Below are 18,343 nucleotides of genomic sequence, written 5' to 3' on the forward strand. Positions count from 1 at the left end.
ACCCGCCCGACGCCCACCGCGGACCGTCAGCCGAGCCGGTAGGCCCGGATCACGGTCTGGCTCAGCTCGCCGCCCCGGTCGTCGGCGGCGCGCACCCGCAGCGAGGCGAACGTCCCCGGCTCGGCCCGGTTGCCCACCAGCGCCACCCGGCCCAGCACCGGCAGGCTCGTCCAGCTCGCGCCGTCGTCGTAGGACACCTCCACCCGGAAGCGGCGCAGCGGCGGGTTGTCCACGCCGCGCTGCCCGTCCACCACCAGCGGCACGGTCAGCGGTCGGTACGCGGGCGCGCTGCCCGTCCCGTCCAGCGCCGGGGTGAACCGCACCACCGACATCGGCAGCCGCCGCTCACGCGTCGTGGTGTCCGAGCGGAACGTCCAGTCCACCTCGATGCGGGTGCTGAAGTCCGAGACCTCCGGCGCGCGCGTCACCTCGGTCCGCGCCCGGAACACCGCCGGTCCCGGCGGCACGGCGAACACCCCGTGCCCGCTGTTGTCGTTCTCGCCGACCAGCACGCCGTCGCGGTACAGCGCGGTCCGCGCCGACGTGGTCCTGGAGTAGCCCTCGTTGCCCTCCCGGTCACCGAACAGCGACAGCGACACCGACACCTCGTTCCCGGCGCGCGTCAGGTTCGGGTAGGCGCCCGAGTACATCACCGGACCGATGACGGGCGCGCCGAACGACCGGTCGTAGGTCCGGCCCGCGCCGTACCGCTCCTCTTTCCCGCTCATCAGGCCCCCGTCGTCGAAGAACAAGGTCTGCCAGGTCACGCCCGGCGTCGTGTGCCGCGTCGAGGTGGGGGAGGACGTCACGTCGGCGAGGAAGCCCGGACCGGCAGCCCCGGACGGCGAGACCACGGAGCCGACCAGGTCGCGCGGCCCGCCCAGGTCCTTCAGGGCGATCGTCGTGCGCACCCTCGCCAGGTCCGCCGGACGCGGCCGGCGCACGAACCCGTCGGGCACCCGCCCCTGCTCGACCCACCCCAGCCAGTAGGACGCCGACGGCGCGACGGCCGCGGCGGACACGAACACGTCCAGCTCACCGGCGGGCAGCGACGGCCCCGCGTGGCCGATCCGCGTCCCCGCCGGGAAGCCGCCGGGGTGGTGGAGGCCGAGGCTCAGGGTGTCCTCTCCGAGCCTGCGCTCGACCACCAGGCTGTGCTCGCCGGGCGTCGCCGCCGGGTCGGGCGCGACGACCTCCAGCGGTCCGGCCGAGCGGGCGTCCAGGACCACGTGCGTCGGCCCGTCCACCCGCAGGTCCGGCCGGGTGACGATGGTGTGCGGCCCCTCCTCCGGGCCGATCAGCGACTGCACCAGGTAGTTCCCCCGGGGCAGCCGGGCGGCGCCGTCCCGCACGTAGGTGTGCGCGCCGGTGGCCACGTCCACCAGGTGCGTCAACCTCCGGCCCTCGGGCGCGCCGGGGTGGTCGAAGGTCACCGGGTGGCTCTCCACCTCCCGGTTCAACCCGACCGGCGTCCGCAGCACCTCCGCGCCGCCCGCGGTCGCCACCACCGAAGCCGAGTGCGCGCCGTCCACCGACGTCTGCCGCGCGTCACCCGTCACAGCGACTTCGGCGGTGCCTCCCGCCGGGACGGTGACCTGCGTCGGGTGCACCGAGAACACCGCTTGCCCGTGCCCCCCGGCCCGCACGGCCAGGTCCAGTGCGACCGGCTGCGCGCCGTCGTTGCGGTAGACCAGCGGTTTCGTGACGGGCAGGTCGTCGTCGTGCGGCCACTCGTGCCTGCCGAGGACGACCGACGTCGGCTCGCTGGTGATCGCGGTGGTCAGCGCCGCGCCGATGTCCAGCCGACCCGAGCCCTGCTCGTGCACGCCCAACGCCGGATTCGGCCGCGCCGACGCGGTCAGCGCCGCCTTGAGCCGCGCGCCGCTCCAGTCGGGGTGCCGCTGCGCCAGCAGCGCCGCCGCGCCCGCGACGTGCGGCGAGGCCATCGACGTGCCGGACAGGGCCATGTGCCGCTCACCGACCGGCGTGCCGAGGGGTTGGCCGGTGCTCGCCATGGCCGCGACGACGTCCACCCCCGGCGCGGTGATGTCCGGCTTGACCGCGCCGTCCGCGACCCGCGGTCCGCGGCTGGAGAACTCGGCCAGGGAGTCGTCGCGGTCCACCGCGCCGACGGTCAGCGCGGAGTCGGCGGTGCCGGGGGACAGGACGGTGCCCGCGCCGGGCCCGGCGTTGCCCGCCGAGACGACGAACAGCGTGCCGTGGCTCGCCGACAACGCCTCCACGGCCGCCTCGACCGGGTCCACGTCATCGCCGGCGACCAGGCCCAGGCTGACGTTGACCACGTCCGCGCCCTGCTCGGCGGCCCAGCGCATCCCCTCGACGATCGCCGACTCCGGGCACATGCCCCGGGCGTCGCACACCTTGGCGTCCAGCAGCCGGGCGTCCGGCGCGACGCCCCGGTAGGGCGCCCGGTGGCCCGCGATCGTGGCCGCGACGTGCGTGCCGTGGCCGAAGTGGTCGATCCCGTCCTGCTCGCGGGTGAAGTCGCGCCCGGCGACCTCCCGCCCGACCAGGTCCGGGTGGTCGCCCTCCACTCCGGTGTCGACCACCGCGACCGTCACGCCCGAGCCGGTCAGCCCCCGGGCCCACGCCACCGGCGCGCCGACCTGCGCCGTGCTGCGGTCCAGCAGCGGGCGGGCCATCCCGTCCAGCCACACCTTGCCGCCGCCCTCGGGCAGCTCCAACCACCCGGTCGCCTTCGGCACCTCGGCCGCCACCGCGGCCACGGCGGGCAGCGCCCCGGCCACCCGCGCCCCGGCCGGGGGCCGACCGGTGACGATCACCGGCACGGTGTCGCGCCGCGCGTCGTCGTACCCGGCCTCGACCAGCCCGGTGACGTCGAACAGCCGCTGGTCCACCCGCCCGTCGGCCAGCGCCCGCGCCGCGTCGGCGGGCACGACGCGCAACCGCCCACCGTGCCGGGTGACCAGGAACGGGACGTGCCCCCGGCGTGCGCCGGGGGTGATCGAGACGAGCCGGTCGCCGTCGAGGACGACCCGGTCGCCGGTGACGAGCGTGACGGTCTTCCTGTCGTCCGGTAACGCGCGGCTCGGCGTGCCGCTGCCCGGTGCTCCGCCCGGCGTCGTCGGTTCGGCGTGCGCGGGGGTCGTTCCCACCAGCACGGCGGTCAACGCCAGCGCCACTGCTCTTCGCGGCACGGGGCCTCCCTGTTCGCGGGTTCTGGGGTGGAGCCCGTGCCGCGGGCGGTGTGCGCGGCACGGGCCCCGGTCTGCCGGTGCCGAGTGAAGCGGTGGAGCGCGTGTTCAGGTTCGCCCACCGCGAGCTGAACAACGTGATCCGAACACCGCCCGGGGGGCGGTTCGCCGGGGAGGCGCCGGCACCGCCCTTCTGCGGAGTCCGCGGCCCTCCTCGCGCGGACAATGCTCGCGGGGAGGGCCGCGGAGAAAAAATCTTGGAGGAAACCGGGGAGGACGCGCGCGTCGCGCCCACGTACGTCCCGACGAGGCCCGACACCTCTAGGAGACGACATGGCCGTCACACGTCCCGAACCGCCGGACCCCGCACCGGCCGCCGTCCCCAGCGTGGAGGACCGCCTCCGCGCCGGTGACGAGACCGCCGAGCGCGAGCTGTTCGAGCTCTGCCAGCGCGATGTGCGCGCCTACCTGCGCCCCCGCCTGCCCAACTCCTCGGACCTGGACGACTGCGTGAGCGAGGTGGTGGCGCGGGCACTGGACGCCGTGCGCCGCGGCCGGGTGCCGCAGTCGTTGCGCGGCTGGCTCTTCGGCATCGCGCGCAACGTGCTGAAGGACCGGTACAAGGTCAAGGCGCAGCCGTGGGTCGAGCTGCCCGACGAGGTGCCGTGGGAACCCGGCGAGCCGAAGCTGGACGTGGACCCCGAGTACCGGCCGCACCTGCCCGCCGACCTGGAGCACCTGCTGGGCAAGCAGCAGCTGTGGCAGGCGGTGCGGGACGCGGTCGCGGGGATACCGGCGTCGCTCCAGCCGTTGATGACGGCGCACCTGGAGCAGACGCGGCAGCGCGGCGAGCACGTCGTCGGCGCGGAGCTGGCCCGGGTGGTCGGCCTGCCGGTGCGCAACGTCGACCGGCAGCTGAAGCGGGCCCGTGACGCGACCAAGGCGGCGGTCGGCGCGCTGGTGCTGGTCCGGCACGGCGAGGGGCTGTGCCCGACGCTGAACGGGCTGGCGCCCAGCGGGAAGGACGTGGTGCTCGACCCGTCCGCCTCGGTGGCGGTGACCCGGCACGCGGCCGGCTGCCGGGTCTGCGGGCCGCGGCTGGACGAGACCGCCGAGTACCGGCTGTGGGCCCTCGGTCCGGGACTGCTCGGGCTCGTCCCGGAGGACGACGAGGAGCAGCGGCGGCTGCTGCTCGGGCTGCTGGGGCGGTCGGGTGACGCCCCTGTTCCAGCCGCGGGGGTGGCTGTGCCGCTGACGCCGTGGCGACCGCTGGAACGCCTGCGGGCGGCGGCGGAGCAGATCGCGCTCAGCCCGCGCGTGAACGCTGTCATCCGGCTCGTCGACCAGCACCCGGAGCTGGTGCGGCGGGTCGCCGCGGGCGCGGCCGGTGTGGTCGGCGCGACCGCGCTGCTGGTGTCGTTCCTGGTGGGACCGGACGCGGCCCGCAACCCGGCCCAGGGCCTGCCCGGCCGTGCGACGACCACCGACGCCACCGCCACCAGCTCCGCTGTCGCCGGGTCCGCTGTCGTCGGGCCGGGCGCCACGACCGCGCCGCTGAGGGGCGCGCGGTTGATCGCGAACCTCCCGGACGGCACCGATGGCACCGATGGCACCGACGCGGCGGACCCCGATGCCACCACAGACCCCGCCGCGCAGCCGACCACCACCGCGGCCACCACCACGACCACGACGGGGCGGCAGGCCCCGTCGTGGAACGGCGAGATCACCGTGGACGCCACCACCCTCGGCTACACGGGGTTCTCGCTGTCCGCCGTGCCGGGCACGCTGTCCGCCGGCCGCGCCCACGTGCTGCGCGTCCCGCCCGGCGACCACCGGATCACCACGTCCGCCTCCACCTCGATCCCGTTCCACGTCGCCGACGACGGCGGTGTCTCCTACGCGCCCGAGCACGAGGGCGCGCTGGGCGGCCGGGGCACCTCCACGCTCGCGCTCCGCGGCCTGCCGGTCGTGCTGGACGCCACCGGGGTGGACTACCAGCAGGTGACGGTCACCGGCGCCGGCTGGCCCATGCCGCGGTCGCGGGCGGTGCGCGAGGTGCGGCTGCTCCCCGGCGCGCACGCGCTCCTCACCAGTGCGGGCAGCCGGTTCGACTTCGAGGTCACGACGGCGGGCCGGGTGAACTACCGCCCCGAGGCGGACCGCTGGCTCGACGGTGGCGGCACCTCGACGCTGGCGCCGCGCGGCACGCCGGTCGTGCTGGACGCCACCGACGTGGACTACTCGCAGGTGACGGTCACCGGCACCGGGTGGCCGGGTCCGGTGGAGGTGCGCACGGTCCACCTGCTGCCGGGCGCGCACGCTGTGCACACGGAGGCGGGCGGCCGGTTCGGCTTCGAGGTCGCCGAGGACGGCACGCTGGCGTACCAGGCGGAACTGACCGGTCTGCTCACCGGCGCGGGCGGGACCACGCTGGCCGTGCACGGCGCGCCGACCAGGGTCGACGCCACCCGGTCCGGACAACCGTGGTTCGCGATCGGCGGCGCGGGCTGGTGGAACTCCTCCGCGCCGCACGACTTCCGACTGCTGCCGGGCACGCACACCGTCCACCTGCACGACGGCCGCAAGTGGACCTTCACCACGGACCGCGCGGGCCTGGTCGACTACGCACCCACCCTCGACCCGCTGCTGGAGGGCCGCGGCACGGCGACCCTCGCGTTCCGCTGAAGCGGCAGGGCGGCCTCCTGGGCCAACAGGAGGCCGCCGGACTCCGGGGCTCGGCTGCACGGCGCGCGCTCGGAGTCGTTCTGCTTCGTTCCGCGGGAACACGCCGAACCTACCGGGCCCCGAGGGCGCGAAGCCAAGCCGTTGGACGCCGTGGGACGGCCGGTAGCTGCGCGAACACCGGTCATGCCGGTGGTCGTGGCCGGCACGTCCCTCCGACACCGTGATCGGCCGCGATCCGGGGTGTGCACGCGGTGGGACGTGCTGGGACGGCGCGGGGCCCGCGTTCCGCGAGGGGGTGGAGCGCCGTCACCAGCGGAACTCGTGGTGAAGCGTGGAAACGACGAGGTGGCGGTGGTAAGCGTTGTCAGGTCTGGAAATGGGGCCAGACCTCGCGCGGGCAGGGCCAAGTGCCCGTGCGGGAGCCGACTCATCGGCCGACGATCGGCTGCACGGCGTCGCCGCCGGTACCGGGGGGTACACCAGACCGCGGCGACGCCCTCACACAGGAGGGCGACTCATGGGCTTGACCCACCTCTCCGACGCCCGGCCCACGGCCGGCGTCCGCGACCACCGGCCCGACCGCGGCGGGTGGGCGTTATGACAGCGCCGCAGACCAAGCACGGCACGCGCCGGACGTCCGCGGTGGCGTTCCTCGGCGCGGTCCGGGTCGAGATGAGGCGGGCCGGGCTCTCGGCGTCCGACCTCGCGCAGGACATCGGCCGCTCCACCGAGACCGTGCGCGACGGCGTGCAGCGGCGGATCCGCGAGTGGCCGTTCTACCGGCGCGTCCTGAACGCGTGCGGCGCGGACCGGTCGACCGTCGAGCACCTGCACAACGCGTGGCGGCAATGGGACACCGCGAAACGGGCCGGCGGGTCGAGACCGGCGAACGTCGTGCCCATGTCGCGATTCGTCCCCGAAGCCCGCGAAGTGGAGCCGCGCGCGATCCCGGTGGCGACCAGCGAACTGGAGGCGAGCACCCCGGCGGCGTTCATCGCCCTGCTGCGCCGCGTCCAGGTCCGGTCCGGGCTCACGCCGGCCGAGGTGTCCGTCCGCGCCGGGATTCCGCGCAGCACCGCCTACCGGTTCGTCAACGACCAGAAGAACACCTCCCTGCCGACGAAGATGGAGCAGGTCCGGGCGTTCGTGGCCGCGTGCGGGCTGCCGGAGCCGCAGGTCGAGCGGGTCGTGGTGCTGTGGTGCGAGCTGCAGGGCGGCGGCGTGCCCGCCGACGCGCCGACCGGAGCGCCCGCTGACCCGCCCGTCGACGACCCCGTGGTCGTGGTGGACCGGTTCGCGCCTGATCCGCCCGTCGTGCCGGAGCAGCGGGTCATCGAGATCGACAGCGCGCGGCACGTCCGCGAGGTCGTCGTGCCGCTGCTCACCAGCGTGGCCCGGCCACTGCTGGCCATGGCCTGCGTCCTGGTGGCGACCGCGCTCACCGCGGGCCTGGTGATCGCCTTCAGCGCCTGGCCGGCCTTCACGCAGCTGCTCGCGGTGCTGGGGATGGCGCTGCTCTACGCGATGATCGCCACGGGGTGGTGCGTCGGCGCCGGTCTGCGGGACGACGCCGAGCCCCGCCCGCGCCCGTCGGCGGACGGCGGGCTGGCCTTCGAGGACGTCGTGGCCGCGCCCGCCGTGATCGGGCTGGACGGTTGGGGTGAGCCGTGCCCCTGAGGTCGCCGTTCGCCGGGCTCAGCGAACGGGAGTTCCAGGTGCTCGAAGTGATCGCGCGGGACAAGACGGACCGGGAGATCGCGAACCACCTCGGAATTCGCGAGCGGACCGTGCGGGCGCACGTCGGCAGCATAATCCTGAAACTCGGCGTGGCCTCCCGGGTCGGCGCCGCGGTGGCGTTCGCCGAATGGCAGGCGGGCGGCGGACCGCGGCGGTGCTCGTGCCTGGCGGAAGCGCCAATAGTGGAACTCCGGCCGGAAATGGCACGATAGCCGTGCAAGGGGGAGCCGGAAAAGCCCGGAGCGAATACCGGGCGTCCGCGTCGAGCCGGTCCCGATCAGGGGGGTGGGGACCGGCTCGACCACTCCGGCCGACACCCGATCAGCGGTCTGCGGTCAGCGGTCGGTGGCCGGCCGGGAGCCGTCGGCCAGGCCGTGCAGGTTCGCGATCGCCGCGTTGAGCAGCTTCGCCAGCTGCTCCTCCTGCTCCTCGGTGAACCCGGTCAGCATGCGCTCCTCGATGGCCCTGGCGCAGTCCTCGCCGCGGCTCAGCACCGCGCGCCCCTCCTCGGTCGACCACGTCTGGAGCACCCGCTCGACGTCCGGGTGCGGCTCGCGCCGGATCAGGCCCTTGCCCTCCAGCTGACCGATCAACTGGTGCATCCGCTGCGGCGTGAGCTCGCTCAGCGCGGCCAGCTTGGCGACCGACTGCCCCTCGTGGTCCCGCACCTGGGTGAGCGCCGCGTACTGGGAGAAGGTCAACCCGAGCGCGCCCAGCTCGGCGTCCACGGCGTCGCGGAACCCGTAGTGCGCCGCTCTGAGTACCCATCCGATCCCCGTCACCCGAAAGACGTTATCACGCTTGAGGGTTATCAAGTCCCTTGACAGCACTCAACCTCGTTACTAGCGTCAGCGGCAGCGCGAGAGGTCAGGACACGCGAGGGGCGGAAATCGTGCGAACAGTCAGCAAGACCGGCATCCACTGGCTCGGCGAGCCGGGAGCGTCCCAGGACCCCGCGACGGTGGGCGGCAAGGCGGCGAACCTCAGCCTGCTGGCCGCCCGGTTCACCGTCCCGCCCGGCTTCTGCGTGGTCGGCGCGTCCACCGACGGCGAGCCCCCGTCCACCGACGGCGAGCCCGCGTTGGCCGAGGACGCGATCCGGGCGGCCTACCGAGAGCTGTCGCACGGCGCGGGGGACGTCGCCGTGGCGGTGCGGTCGTCGGCGGTGGACGAGGACGGCGAGGACGCGTCGTTCGCCGGTCAGAACGAGACCTTCCTGAACGTGCGCGGCGCGGCCGCGGTGATCGCCGCCGTGCGGGACTGCGTCGCCTCCTTCGGCTCCGAGCGCGCCCGGTCCTACCGGCGGCAGCGCGGGCTCGGCGACGTGCCGCGGCGGTACGCGGTGCTGGTGCAGCGACTCGTGGTCGCCGACGTCGCCGGGGTGGCGTTCAGCGTCGACCCGGTCACCGGCGACCCGGACCACGTGCTGATCAACGCGGCCTGGGGCCTCGGCGAGAGCGTGGTGGGCGGCGCGGTCACCCCCGACACCTACCTGTTCGACACGACCGCGGACGCCGTCGTGCCCCGGGTCGCGGTCAAGGAGGTGATGACGGTCGCCACGCCGGGCGGCACGGCGGAGGTCCGCGTGCCCGAACGGCTGCGCGAGCACCCGTGCCTGGACGACGCCGCGGTGCGGACGACCGCGCGGCTCGCCGTCGACCTCGAAAAGGCGATGGGCCGGCCGGTGGACGTCGAGTTCGCCTGGGCGGGGGACCGACTGCACCTGCTGCAGTGCCGACCCGTCACGACCTCGGTCCGGCAGCGCGAGAACGGGGCCGAGGCGTGACCGCGCAGGTGCGGGACTTCCCGGTGCGCTGGCAGCAGCCGGGCGACGAGTCGGTCCAGTGGCGGTTCTTCGTCCAGAGCTTCCCCAACCAGGTGCCGCCGCTGGAGTTCGACGTGCTGGTGCGGCGCATCATGGCGGGCGCCGACCACGCCTTCGCCCGGCTCAAGGGCTCCTCCCAGGGCTCGCTGGCGCGTCGGGTCAACACCTACGTGTACCGGGCCGCCGCGCCGCAGACCTCCGACGCCGCACCGGAAGCCTCGGTGCCGGACGCGCTGCGAGCCCTGCGCGACGCGGTCGACGACCTGCCGCGGTCCTGGGCGGAGGACCACCTGCCGCGGTTGCGGGCGTTCCTGGACGACTTCGGCGGGGTCGACCTCGGCGGGCTGCCGGACGCGGACCTCGCCGCGCACTTCGAGCGGGCCTGCGCCGAGCTGGGCGAGCTGTGGGAGCGGCACTTCCTGATCCTGTTCCCGGCCGCCGCAGCGGTGAACGAGTTCGAGCGGACCTACCGCGACCTGTTCGGCCAGGACGGCGCGCTCACGCCGTACCGGCTGCTGGGCGGCGTGCCGAACAAGACGGTCGAGGCGGGCAAGGCGCTGTGGCGGCTGAGCAGGCTGGCCGCCGACGTGCCGCCGGTCCGCGAGGTGCTGGAGCGGACCGAGCCGGAGCAGGTCGTCCCGGTGCTGGAGACCGCCCCCGAGGGGCGCGCGTTCCTGGCCGAGCTGCGGGACTTCCTGCGCGCCTACGGCCAGCGCGGCGACATGTGCAGCCTCACCGCGGAGAGCTGGCTGGAGGACCCGGCGCCGGTCGTCCGCACCATCGCCAGCTACCTGCGCCGGCCCGACAGCGCCTCGCCGGAGCTGACCCAGCGGCGCGCGGCCGAGGAGCGCGAGGAGGCCGTGGGCGGTGTCCGCGCCCGGCTCGCGGGCTACCCGAGGCCGGTGGCCGAGCTGTTCGAGCAGCTGCTCTCGGTCGCGCAGGTGGGCACCGCGCTCACCGAGGAGCACACCTTCTACATCGACTACGGCGGCGTGCACCAGGTGCGCCGGATCGTGCTGGAGCTGGGTCGGCGGCTGGTCGACCGCGGCGCGCTGGCCCGTCGCGAGGACGTGTTCATGCTCGGGGACGAGGACCTGCGGGCCGCGTTCACCGCGCCGGGCACGGTCGACGTCGCCGCCGCGGTCCGGGCGAACGAGGACGAGATGCGGCGGTTCGCCGGGGTCGCGCCGCCGCCGGCCATCGGCTCCGGCGCGCCGCCCGCGATGTCGCCGACGTTCATGGCGTTCATGCGCAACATGTCCGGCATGGGCGGACCGCCGCCCGGCGCCGTGCCGCCCGCCGAACCCGGCACGGTGCGCGGCGTCCCCGGCTCGGCGGGCGTCGTGCGCGGCGTCGTCCGGGTCGTCCGCACGCTGGCCGAGTCGGACCGGCTGGGGCCGGGGGAGATCCTGGTCGCGCCGACCACCGCGCCGCCGTGGACGCCGCTGTTCGCGGTGGCGGGCGGCATCGTCACCGACACCGGTGGCGTGCTGTCGCACTGCGCGGTGGTGGCGCGCGAGTACGGCGTGCCCACGGTGGTCGGCGCGGCGGGCGCCACGAGCACCCTCGTGGACGGCCAGGTGGTCGAGGTGGACGGGAGCACCGGGGTGGTCCGGGTCGTCGGTGGGCCGTGAGCACCGCCCGCCCGCGGCGGGTCCCGGCGATCGTCGCCGGCGTGGTGCCGGCGATCGTCATCGGCCCGCTGAACTCGACCATGGTCGTGGTGGCGCTGCCGGACGTCTCGCGGCACTTCGGGCTCCGGCCCGGCGCGGAGAGCGCGATCGTCACCGCGTACCTGATCGCGATGGCCTGCCTGCTGCCGGTGGCGGGCAAGCTCGGCGACCGCCACGGGCGTCGCCGGGCCGTGCTGTCCGGCCTGGTCCTGTTCTCCGCCGCCTCCGCGGGCGCGGCCCTGAGCGGGGACTTCGCCCTCCTGGTGGGCTTCCGCGTGCTGCAGGCGGCCGGCGGGGCGCTGCTGCTGCCCAACGGCATGGCGATCCTGCGCGACGTGGTCCCGCCCGACCGGCTCGGCCGGACCCTGGGCGTGGTCGGGGTCGCCGCCCCGCTGGCCGCCGCCGCCGGGCCACCCCTGGGCGGGCTGCTGCTGTCGTTCGGCGACTGGCGGGCGCTGTTCGGGGTCAACCTGGTCCTGCTGCTCCTGCCGGTCGTGGTGGGCTGGGCGGTGCTGCCGCGCAGCCCGAGGTCGCCGTCCGCGCGCGGTTTCGACGGGTTCGGCGCGGTGCTGCTCTGCGTGCTGCTGGTGGCGTTCACGCAACTGCTGGGCGGCCCGCGCCCGGTGTGGGCTGCGGTGGCGTGGGCGGTCGTGCTGGCCGTGTCCGGCGTCGGGTTCGTGGTCCACGCGCTGCGGCACCCCGACCCGGTGGTGGCGCCCAGGCTGTTCCGCAACCGGGTCTTCACCGCGGCGGCCGCGGGCACGCTGCTGAGCAACGTCGCGCTGTACGGCGTGCTGCTCACGGTGCCGCTGGTGCTGGCCGCGCGGTCGGACTGGTCGCCGGGCGCGAGCGGGGTCGTGCTGTCCGCGGTGCTGGGGGCGGTCGCGGTGCTCACGCCGGTCGGCGGGTGGCTCGTGGACCACGTCGACCGGCGGTTGCTGGGCGTCGGCGGCTTCCTGGTGGTGGGCGCGAGCCTGCTGGTGGTGGCCTTCGCGGGCAGCGGGCTGGGCCAGGCCGCGCTGGCCGGCTGCCTCGCCGCCTGCGGCCTCGGCCTCGGGCTGGCGAACCCGGCCGTGCAGGTCGTGTCGATCGAGGCCGTGCCACCGGCCGAGACCGGCTCGGCCGGCGGCGTGCTCGCGACCACCCGGTACCTGGGCAGCATCACCTGCTCCGCGCTGCTGGCCGGCCCGCTCGCCGCGGTCGTGCACGGCGGCGGGTTCGCCGTCCCGTTCACCACGTACGCGGTGGCCGGTCTGGCCGGGGCCGTCGCGATGGCGACGCTGCCCGACCGGGCCCGTCGGCACGCGTCGCCCGCGCCGGGGGCGACCGCCGCCGGGTCCGCGCCGACGAGGTGATTCGCGAAGCCCGAATCTATTTCGGATAATTCCGGCCGAACGCCCGGACAACGCGCTGTCGTGACCCTTCTCGGCTGAGTCAACTATCGTCTTCACTCAATAGGATGAATGCCTTCGACTTCGCCACACTGGCTCTATATTTAACGCCAGGTTAAGCGCGAGTGGACTCACCCTTATGGTTGCCCGACCATCTTCCCCGTGGTAGCGTCGCATTCGCCGATGTCCGGGAACATCACGCGAAGATCACATTCGAGGGGCGGGTTCCGCACTGTTCCCGACGCCGTCTCCGCCGCCGGTCACGCCGGTAGTGCTCGGAGAACGGGAATGGAAGTCACTCGCCGCGCTCGGGGGAGCCGTGAGGCGGGATGTCCAGTTTGGGGGGACTATGAGGTACGAGATCCTGGGCGAATTAAGAGTCGTCTGCGCGGAGGGCGTCATCGCGCCCCGGGCCCGCAAGATCGAGGCGTTGCTGGCCATCCTGCTCGCGCGTGCCAACCAGGTGGTGTCGACCGATCAACTGGTCGTCGAGCTGTGGGGTGAATCGCCACCGGCGCGCGCGAACGCGGCCCTGTACGTCTACGTGTCCCAGCTGCGGAAGCTGCTGCACGGTGACGGCGACGAGAACAGCCCGATCGTCACCCGGACGCGGGGCTACAGCCTGCGCGTCGAGCCGGGCCGGCTCGACGTCGAGCAGTTCCAGGCCCTGTACGCCGAGGGCAGGCGGCTCTACCGGGCGAAGCAGTACGCGCCCGCCGTCGAGGTGCTGGACGCCGCGGTCCGGCTGTGGCGCGGTCCGGTCTTCGGCGGCCAGGTCGACAGCCCGGTGGTCGGCGCGTACTCGACGCTGCTGGAGGAGGGCCGGCTGGAGTGCCTGGAGCTGCAGATGGAGGCCGAGCTGTCGATCGGCAGGCACCGCGAGGTGATCGGCAGGTTGTCCGCGCTCACCACCGAGTACGCCCTGCGGGAGACGTTCTACCAGTACCTGATGGTGGCGCTGCACCGCTCGGGCCGGCGGGCGGAGGCGTTGGAGACCTACCGCACCGCGCACCGGAGGCTGAACGAGGAGGTCGGCATCGGCCCGTGCCGCCCGCTGCAGGAGCTGCACCAGAAGATCCTGACCGACAACGCGTTCGTCGCGGCGTGAGGGGCGGGGTGGTCCACCCGGCGGTCGACCGGGAGGCGTGGGTCCGCCGGTTCCACGAGGTGCGGGGCAGCCGGGTCCGCCTGGTGTGCCTGCCGCACGCGGGCGGCTCGGCGCCGTTCTTCCACCCGCTGTCCGCGGCGCTGCCGCCCGGCGTCGAGGCGCTGTGCGTGCAGTACCCCGGGCGGCAGGACCGCAGGCACGAGCGGCCGGTCGAGGACATCGGGCAGTTGGCCGACCTGGTCACCGCCGCTGTGCGCCCCTGGGCCGACGCGCCGCTGGCGCTGTTCGGCCACAGCATGGGCGCCACCCTCGGCTTCGAGGTGGCGCGCAGGCTCGAAGCCGAGGGCGTCGTGCCGGTCGCGCTGTTCTGCTCGGGCAGGCGCGCCCCGGTGGTCGGCGGGCCGGAGCCGCCGCGCCGGCGGGACGACGACGGCCTGCTGGACGAGGTCCGCGAGCTGAGCGGGACGGACCTGCGGTTGCTCGCCGACGAGGAGGTGCTGCGCCTGGTGCTGCCGGCGATCCGCGCCGACTACCGGGCGATCGAGCGCTACGAGTGCGAGCCGGGTGCGGCGGTCGGGTGCCCGATCACCGCCCTGGTGGGCGACGCCGACCCGCGGGTGGGCGTCGGGGACGCGGACGCGTGGCGCGACCGCACGACCGGTGGCTTCTCGCTGCACACCTTCACCGGCGGCCACTTCTTCCTGGCCGACCACTGGTCGCGGGTGGCCGAGGTGATCGGCGCGGAACTGCGCGGGGTGCTGCGCGAGTAACCGCCTGGAGTGCCGGGCCGGAAGCTGCGCGAGGTGCCGCCCGAGGTGGCCGGCCGGGAGCTGCCTGAAGAACTGCGCGAGCAACCGCCCGGGGCGCCCGGCGGACCCGAACCGGGGCCGCCGGGCACGACCCGCGCGGTCAGTCGCGGTCATCGGCCGTCGAGCCTTCCCGATCACCGGCCGCCGGTCCCCGGTCACCGGTCGCCGGGTCTTCCCGGTCGCCGGTCAGGTGGTCCCACCAGCCGCGCAGCGTCGGGCCGGCCGCCAGTTCCCGGAACTCGACGCGGACGCCCGCCCGCTCCCAGTCGTTGACCAGCTGCATCATCTCCAGCGAGCCGAGGCCGAGCACCACCAGGTTCTCGTCCACGTCGATGTCGTCCGGGTCGACGCCGAGCCGCCTCGCGACCGCCTCGCGCACGTCCTGCCGGGTCAGCACCCGGGATGGGCTTGTCATCATCGGTTCCTCTCCGCTCGGTCACCGGCCCGCGACCCGGTGGCGATCGCGGCGCGCAGCGCACCGCGGTCGACCTTGCCGAGCGGGGTGAGGGGCAGCGCGTCGACGAACTCGACGCGGTCGGGGAGCTTGAAGTCGGCGACGCCCCTGGCGTGCAGCATGCGCTTCAGCTCGACCGCGGCGGGCGGGTCGCCGACCGCGGTGACGAACGCGCAGGTCCGCTCGCCGAGCAGGTCGTCGGGCATGGCCACGACCGCGACCTGGCGCACCGCGGGGTGCTCCAGCAGGTAGCCCTCGACCTCGGCGGGCGAGATCTTGTCGCCGCCGCGGATGATGACGTCCTTGGCGCGGCCCTCGACGGCCAGCGAGCCGGACGGCGTCAGCCGCACGATGTCACCGGTCCGGTAGAACCCGTCGGCGGTGAACGCCTTCGCGTTGTGCTCGGGCGACCGGAAGTACCCGCGGATGGTGTACGGGCCGCGCACCAGCAGGTGCCCGGCCTCACCGGGCGCGACGTCGCGCTCCTCGTCGTCCACGATGCGCAGCTCGTCGGCGGGCGACAGCGGCCGGCCCTGGGTCGTGGTCCTGGTCTCCTCGTCGTCGGACGCCGCGGAGTAGAGCAGGAAGCCCTCCGCCATGCCGAACGACTGGGTGAGCACGCAGCCGAGCGCGGGACCGGTGCGCCGCGCCAGCTCGACGGGCAGCGGCGCGCCGCCGACGAGCACCGTCCGCAACGACGACAGGTCGCGGGAGGTCCACGCCACCTCGTCCAGCCACAGCCGCACGATGGTCGGCGCGAGCGCGGTGAACGTGACGCGCTCCCGTTCGACCAGCTCGAAGCACGTCCCGGCGGTCGCCTCCTCGACCAGCACGACGGTGCCGCCCGCGTGCAGCGTGCCGAGCGCGCCGGGGCAGCCCAGGGACAGGTTGAACTCGATCGGCAGCACGGCCAGGTACACGTCGTCGGCCGTCACCGAGCACACCTCGACGCTCGCCCGCAGCTGGTAGGCGTAGTCGTCGTGGGTGCGCGGCACCAGCTTGGGCAGCGCGGTCGTGCCGCCGGACAGCAGGAAGAACGCCACGTCGGACGGGTCGGGCCGGGGCAGCGGCACGGGGTCGCGCTCCACCTCCGCCAACGGCGTGAAGCCGCCCGCCTCGCCGACCACGAACACGTGGCGCAGCGCCGGGAACGCCTCCCCGGCCCGCGCGGCCAGCTCCACCTGCCCCTCGGCGACGACGTAGCCGACCGCGCCGGAGGCGGCGCACAGGTGCCCGATCTCGGTGGCGCGGTGGGCCGGCAGCGCGAACACCGGGTGCGCGCCCGCCCGCAGCAGCGCGAAGTGGACGGCCACGAACTCCGGGATGTTGGGCAGCTGCACCAGGACGCGGTCGCCGGGCCGGATGCCGCGCTCGGCGAACCCGGCCGCCAGCCGGTGCGCCCACTCGTCCAGCTCGGCGTAGGTGACGCGCCGGTCGCGGTGCACCAGCGCGGTCCGGTCCCGGTTCGCCGCCGCCCAGCCGGACAGCAGGGTCCCGAGGTCGTCGCCGCGCCAGTAGCCCGCCCGGCGGTACCCGGCCGCCACGTCCTCCGGCCACGGGGTGCAGTCCGCCCGCACGCCGCTCACCTCGCGCCCTCGACGCGCAGCACGGCCGCTCCCGCCTCGATGCCCGACGTCTTGCTGACCAGCAGCACGTGGTCGCCCTCGCCCACCTCGTCCTCGTGCAGCAGGTGTTCGAGCCCGGCGACGAGGTCGGTGCCGCCCGCGTGCCCGAGGCGCCGGTTGAACTCCCACGTGGAGTCGGCGACGTCGATCCCGAGGGGGTCGAGGAAACCGCTCTTGAGCAGGCTCCAGCACAGGCCGGGCACGACCACCTTGGTGACGTCGGCCGCGGTGATCCCGGCTTCCTCCAGGGTCCTGCCGACGACGTCCACGACGATGTCGCCCGCGTGCGACAGGGGCGGCGGCACGCCCTCCTCCCAGCGCGCCCGCCAGTAGTCGGTGCGGTCGCCCAGGTTCAGCGACGTGCCGACCGTGATGCCGGGCGGGAACAGCCGCTCGCCACCCCGGTGCAGCTCCTCCATCGAGGAGTCGGAGCGGGAGCCGACCGCGAGCAGCCTGGCGAAGCCGCCGCGCTTCGACACGACCGCGGCGGAACCGGCGTCGGCCATCACGAAGACCCGGCCCGAGGTCCACCGGTCGACCAGCGGGGTGGAGAAGTTGTCCGCGGCGGTGAGCAGGGCGGCGGTGCGCCCGGGGTCGGCGAGCAGCGTGCACGCGGCCAGCTCCACCGAGCTGATGACGCCGAGGCAGCCGTGCCGGATCTCCAGCGCCGGCGCCGATCCGCCGACGGTGTTGCGGAGGATGTAGTGCGGCGCCGACCAGCCGTCCGGCCCCTGGTGGTGCACGATGCTGTGCAGGAGCAGCGAGATGTCCTCGTCGGCGTGCCCGGACCGCTTCAGCGCCTCGCGGGCCGCGTGCACGGCCATGTCCGGCGCGGGCACCTCGCCGCCGACCGCCACCGAGATGATGCCGCCCGCCTCGCGCTCGCCCGCGTCGTACCAGCCGCGCTCCACCGCTTCGGCCGTGGTGACCCGCTCGGGCAGGTAGGTGCCGATCCCGGCGAGGTAGATGTCGTCCAGCTTCATGGGTTCGTCCACTTCTCCTGTCAGGTGACGGGCGGCTTGCGGTACACCGAGACGTGCGCGCCGCTGGCCGCGGTGAACGGCTCGCCGCGCCACCCGCCCCGGCGGTCTTCGAGGTCGAGGCCGGCGAGTCGGGCCATGAGGTCCAGCTCGCTCGGCCACGCGTAGCGGAACTGGAAGTGGTACCCGCGCGCCGCGCCGCCCTCGACCAGCTCGTAGTCGACGTCGAGCAGCTGCGCGACGCGGTCGTGCCCGACCACGCCCATCCCCAGCACGTCCGCGCCGCGCCGGGTCAGCTCCCGGCGACGACCGGCCCGCGCGCCCCGGTCGAACCGGGCCTGGTCGGGCACGAACGCCTGCACGACCAGCGCGCCACCGGGCCGCAGCCGCTCGGCGGCGTTGCGCGCGCACCGGACCTGCCGGTCCTGCGCCAGCAGGCTGAACAGCGTGTTGTAGGTGGCGAACACGACGTCGAACGGCCCGTCGACGGCCGGTTCGGTGAAGTCGCCGGCGACGATCGCGACGGCGTCCGCGCCCGGTTTCGCCCGCAGCAGGTCCAGCATCGGCTCGGACGCGTCGACGCCGGTCACCGCGAAGCCCGCGCGGGCCAGCGGCAGCGCGATGCGCCCGCTGCCGACGCCGAGTTCGAGCAGGCGCGGACGCCCGCCGCCCGGCGTGATCCGCTCGGCCAGCCCGGCGAGGAACGCCACCGCGTCGTCGCCGTCGTCCTGGAGGCCGACGACCCAGCGGTCGTAGATCTCGGCCAGCCCGTCCGCGGCGGCGGACGGGTCGTACCCGTCGAGGTCGGCCATCAGCGCCAGCACTTCCGTTCCGGGGAGGGCGGGATTCGCGACCACCCTGGCAGCGGGACCTAAAGCGC

At 74.8% G+C, this 18,343-nt stretch carries 14 protein-coding genes; 8 read left to right on the top strand and 6 right to left on the bottom strand.

What is annotated here, in order from left to right; genetic code table 11:
- Window positions 1-26 precede the first annotated feature (26 nt).
- Window positions 27-3,179, bottom strand: a complete 3,153-nt coding sequence (locus AB0F89_RS21865; protein WP_367127376.1) for a S8 family serine peptidase — start codon at window positions 3,177-3,179, stop codon at window positions 27-29.
- Window positions 3,180-3,509: 330 nt separating this feature from the next.
- On the opposite strand from AB0F89_RS21865, the gene AB0F89_RS21870 reads away from it, so the two are divergent.
- From AB0F89_RS21870 to AB0F89_RS21880, 3 genes are all read left to right on the top strand, one after another.
- Complete coding sequence (locus tag AB0F89_RS21870) at window positions 3,510-5,861, top strand: sigma-70 family RNA polymerase sigma factor (protein ID WP_367127379.1); 2,352 nt, start codon at window positions 3,510-3,512, stop codon at window positions 5,859-5,861.
- A gap of 597 nt (window positions 5,862-6,458) precedes the next feature.
- Window positions 6,459-7,538 carry a helix-turn-helix domain-containing protein gene (locus tag AB0F89_RS21875; RefSeq protein WP_367127380.1) on the top strand — a complete coding sequence of 360 codons (1,080 nt, stop codon included), beginning with the start codon at window positions 6,459-6,461 and terminating at the stop codon, window positions 7,536-7,538.
- Complete coding sequence (locus AB0F89_RS21880) at window positions 7,529-7,810, top strand: LuxR C-terminal-related transcriptional regulator (RefSeq protein ID WP_367127382.1); 282 nt, start codon at window positions 7,529-7,531, stop codon at window positions 7,808-7,810. The genes AB0F89_RS21875 and AB0F89_RS21880 overlap by 10 nt, the downstream gene beginning before the upstream one ends.
- 123 nt (window positions 7,811-7,933) lie before the next feature.
- Here AB0F89_RS21880 and AB0F89_RS21885 read toward each other — a convergent pair whose 3' ends face one another.
- Complete coding sequence (locus tag AB0F89_RS21885; RefSeq protein ID WP_367127384.1) at window positions 7,934-8,380, bottom strand: MarR family winged helix-turn-helix transcriptional regulator; 447 nt, start codon at window positions 8,378-8,380, stop codon at window positions 7,934-7,936.
- 110 nt (window positions 8,381-8,490) lie between these two features.
- Here AB0F89_RS21885 and AB0F89_RS21890 point away from each other — a divergent pair, with 110 nt between their 5' ends.
- From AB0F89_RS21890 to AB0F89_RS21910, 5 genes are all read left to right on the top strand, one after another.
- Window positions 8,491-9,384: a PEP/pyruvate-binding domain-containing protein gene (locus AB0F89_RS21890; protein WP_367127385.1), complete on the top strand. Its 894-nt coding sequence runs from the start codon at window positions 8,491-8,493 to the stop codon at window positions 9,382-9,384.
- Window positions 9,381-11,057, top strand: a complete 1,677-nt coding sequence (locus AB0F89_RS21895) for a PEP-utilizing enzyme (RefSeq protein ID WP_367127387.1) — start codon at window positions 9,381-9,383, stop codon at window positions 11,055-11,057. The genes AB0F89_RS21890 and AB0F89_RS21895 overlap by 4 nt, the downstream gene beginning before the upstream one ends.
- Window positions 11,054-12,451: an MFS transporter gene (locus AB0F89_RS21900; protein ID WP_367127389.1), complete on the top strand. Its 1,398-nt coding sequence runs from the start codon at window positions 11,054-11,056 to the stop codon at window positions 12,449-12,451. Before AB0F89_RS21895 ends, AB0F89_RS21900 begins: the two co-directional genes overlap by 4 nt.
- Before the next feature lie 385 nt (window positions 12,452-12,836).
- Window positions 12,837-13,595 (top strand): BTAD domain-containing putative transcriptional regulator, encoded by a 759-nt coding sequence (locus AB0F89_RS21905; RefSeq protein WP_367127390.1) that lies wholly within the window; start codon window positions 12,837-12,839, stop codon window positions 13,593-13,595.
- Window positions 13,592-14,365: a thioesterase II family protein gene (locus tag AB0F89_RS21910; RefSeq protein WP_367127391.1), complete on the top strand. Its 774-nt coding sequence runs from the start codon at window positions 13,592-13,594 to the stop codon at window positions 14,363-14,365. Before AB0F89_RS21905 ends, AB0F89_RS21910 begins: the two co-directional genes overlap by 4 nt.
- Before the next feature lie 139 nt (window positions 14,366-14,504).
- On the opposite strand, the gene AB0F89_RS21915 is transcribed toward AB0F89_RS21910, so the two are convergent.
- The 4 genes from AB0F89_RS21915 to AB0F89_RS21930 are packed head-to-tail and all read right to left on the bottom strand — an operon-like array spanning window position 14,505 to window position 18,320.
- A complete protein-coding gene (locus AB0F89_RS21915; protein ID WP_367127392.1) occupies window positions 14,505-14,822 on the bottom strand; it encodes a phosphopantetheine-binding protein in 318 nt (105 codons plus the stop codon).
- Window positions 14,819-16,435, bottom strand: a complete 1,617-nt coding sequence (locus AB0F89_RS21920; protein ID WP_367127393.1) for a (2,3-dihydroxybenzoyl)adenylate synthase — start codon at window positions 16,433-16,435, stop codon at window positions 14,819-14,821. Before AB0F89_RS21920 ends, AB0F89_RS21915 begins: the two co-directional genes overlap by 4 nt.
- Before the next feature lie 5 nt (window positions 16,436-16,440).
- Window positions 16,441-17,478, bottom strand: coding sequence for a ketoacyl-ACP synthase III family protein (locus AB0F89_RS21925; RefSeq protein ID WP_367127394.1), 1,038 nt, complete (start codon window positions 17,476-17,478; stop codon window positions 16,441-16,443).
- An 8-nt stretch (window positions 17,479-17,486) separates the two neighbouring features.
- Complete coding sequence (locus tag AB0F89_RS21930; protein WP_367127395.1) at window positions 17,487-18,320, bottom strand: class I SAM-dependent methyltransferase; 834 nt, start codon at window positions 18,318-18,320, stop codon at window positions 17,487-17,489.
- Between the last annotated feature and the right edge of the window lie 23 nt (window positions 18,321-18,343).

Origin of the sequence: Saccharothrix sp. HUAS TT1 (genome assembly GCF_040744945.1) — a bacterium.
GTDB lineage: Bacteria > Actinomycetota > Actinomycetes > Mycobacteriales > Pseudonocardiaceae > Actinosynnema.

What these genes read in the sequence shown, in the direction of transcription:
- AB0F89_RS21905 (WP_367127390.1), top strand. Translation starts at nt 12,837, where the DNA reads ATGAGGTACGAGATCCTGGGCGAATTAAGAGTCGTCTGCGCGGAGGGC.
- AB0F89_RS21915 (WP_367127392.1), bottom strand. Translation starts at nt 14,822, where the DNA reads ATGATGACAAGCCCATCCCGGGTGCTGACCCGGCAGGACGTGCGCGAG.
- AB0F89_RS21870 (WP_367127379.1), top strand. Translation starts at nt 3,510, where the DNA reads ATGGCCGTCACACGTCCCGAACCGCCGGACCCCGCACCGGCCGCCGTC.
- AB0F89_RS21875 (WP_367127380.1), top strand. Translation starts at nt 6,459, where the DNA reads ATGACAGCGCCGCAGACCAAGCACGGCACGCGCCGGACGTCCGCGGTG.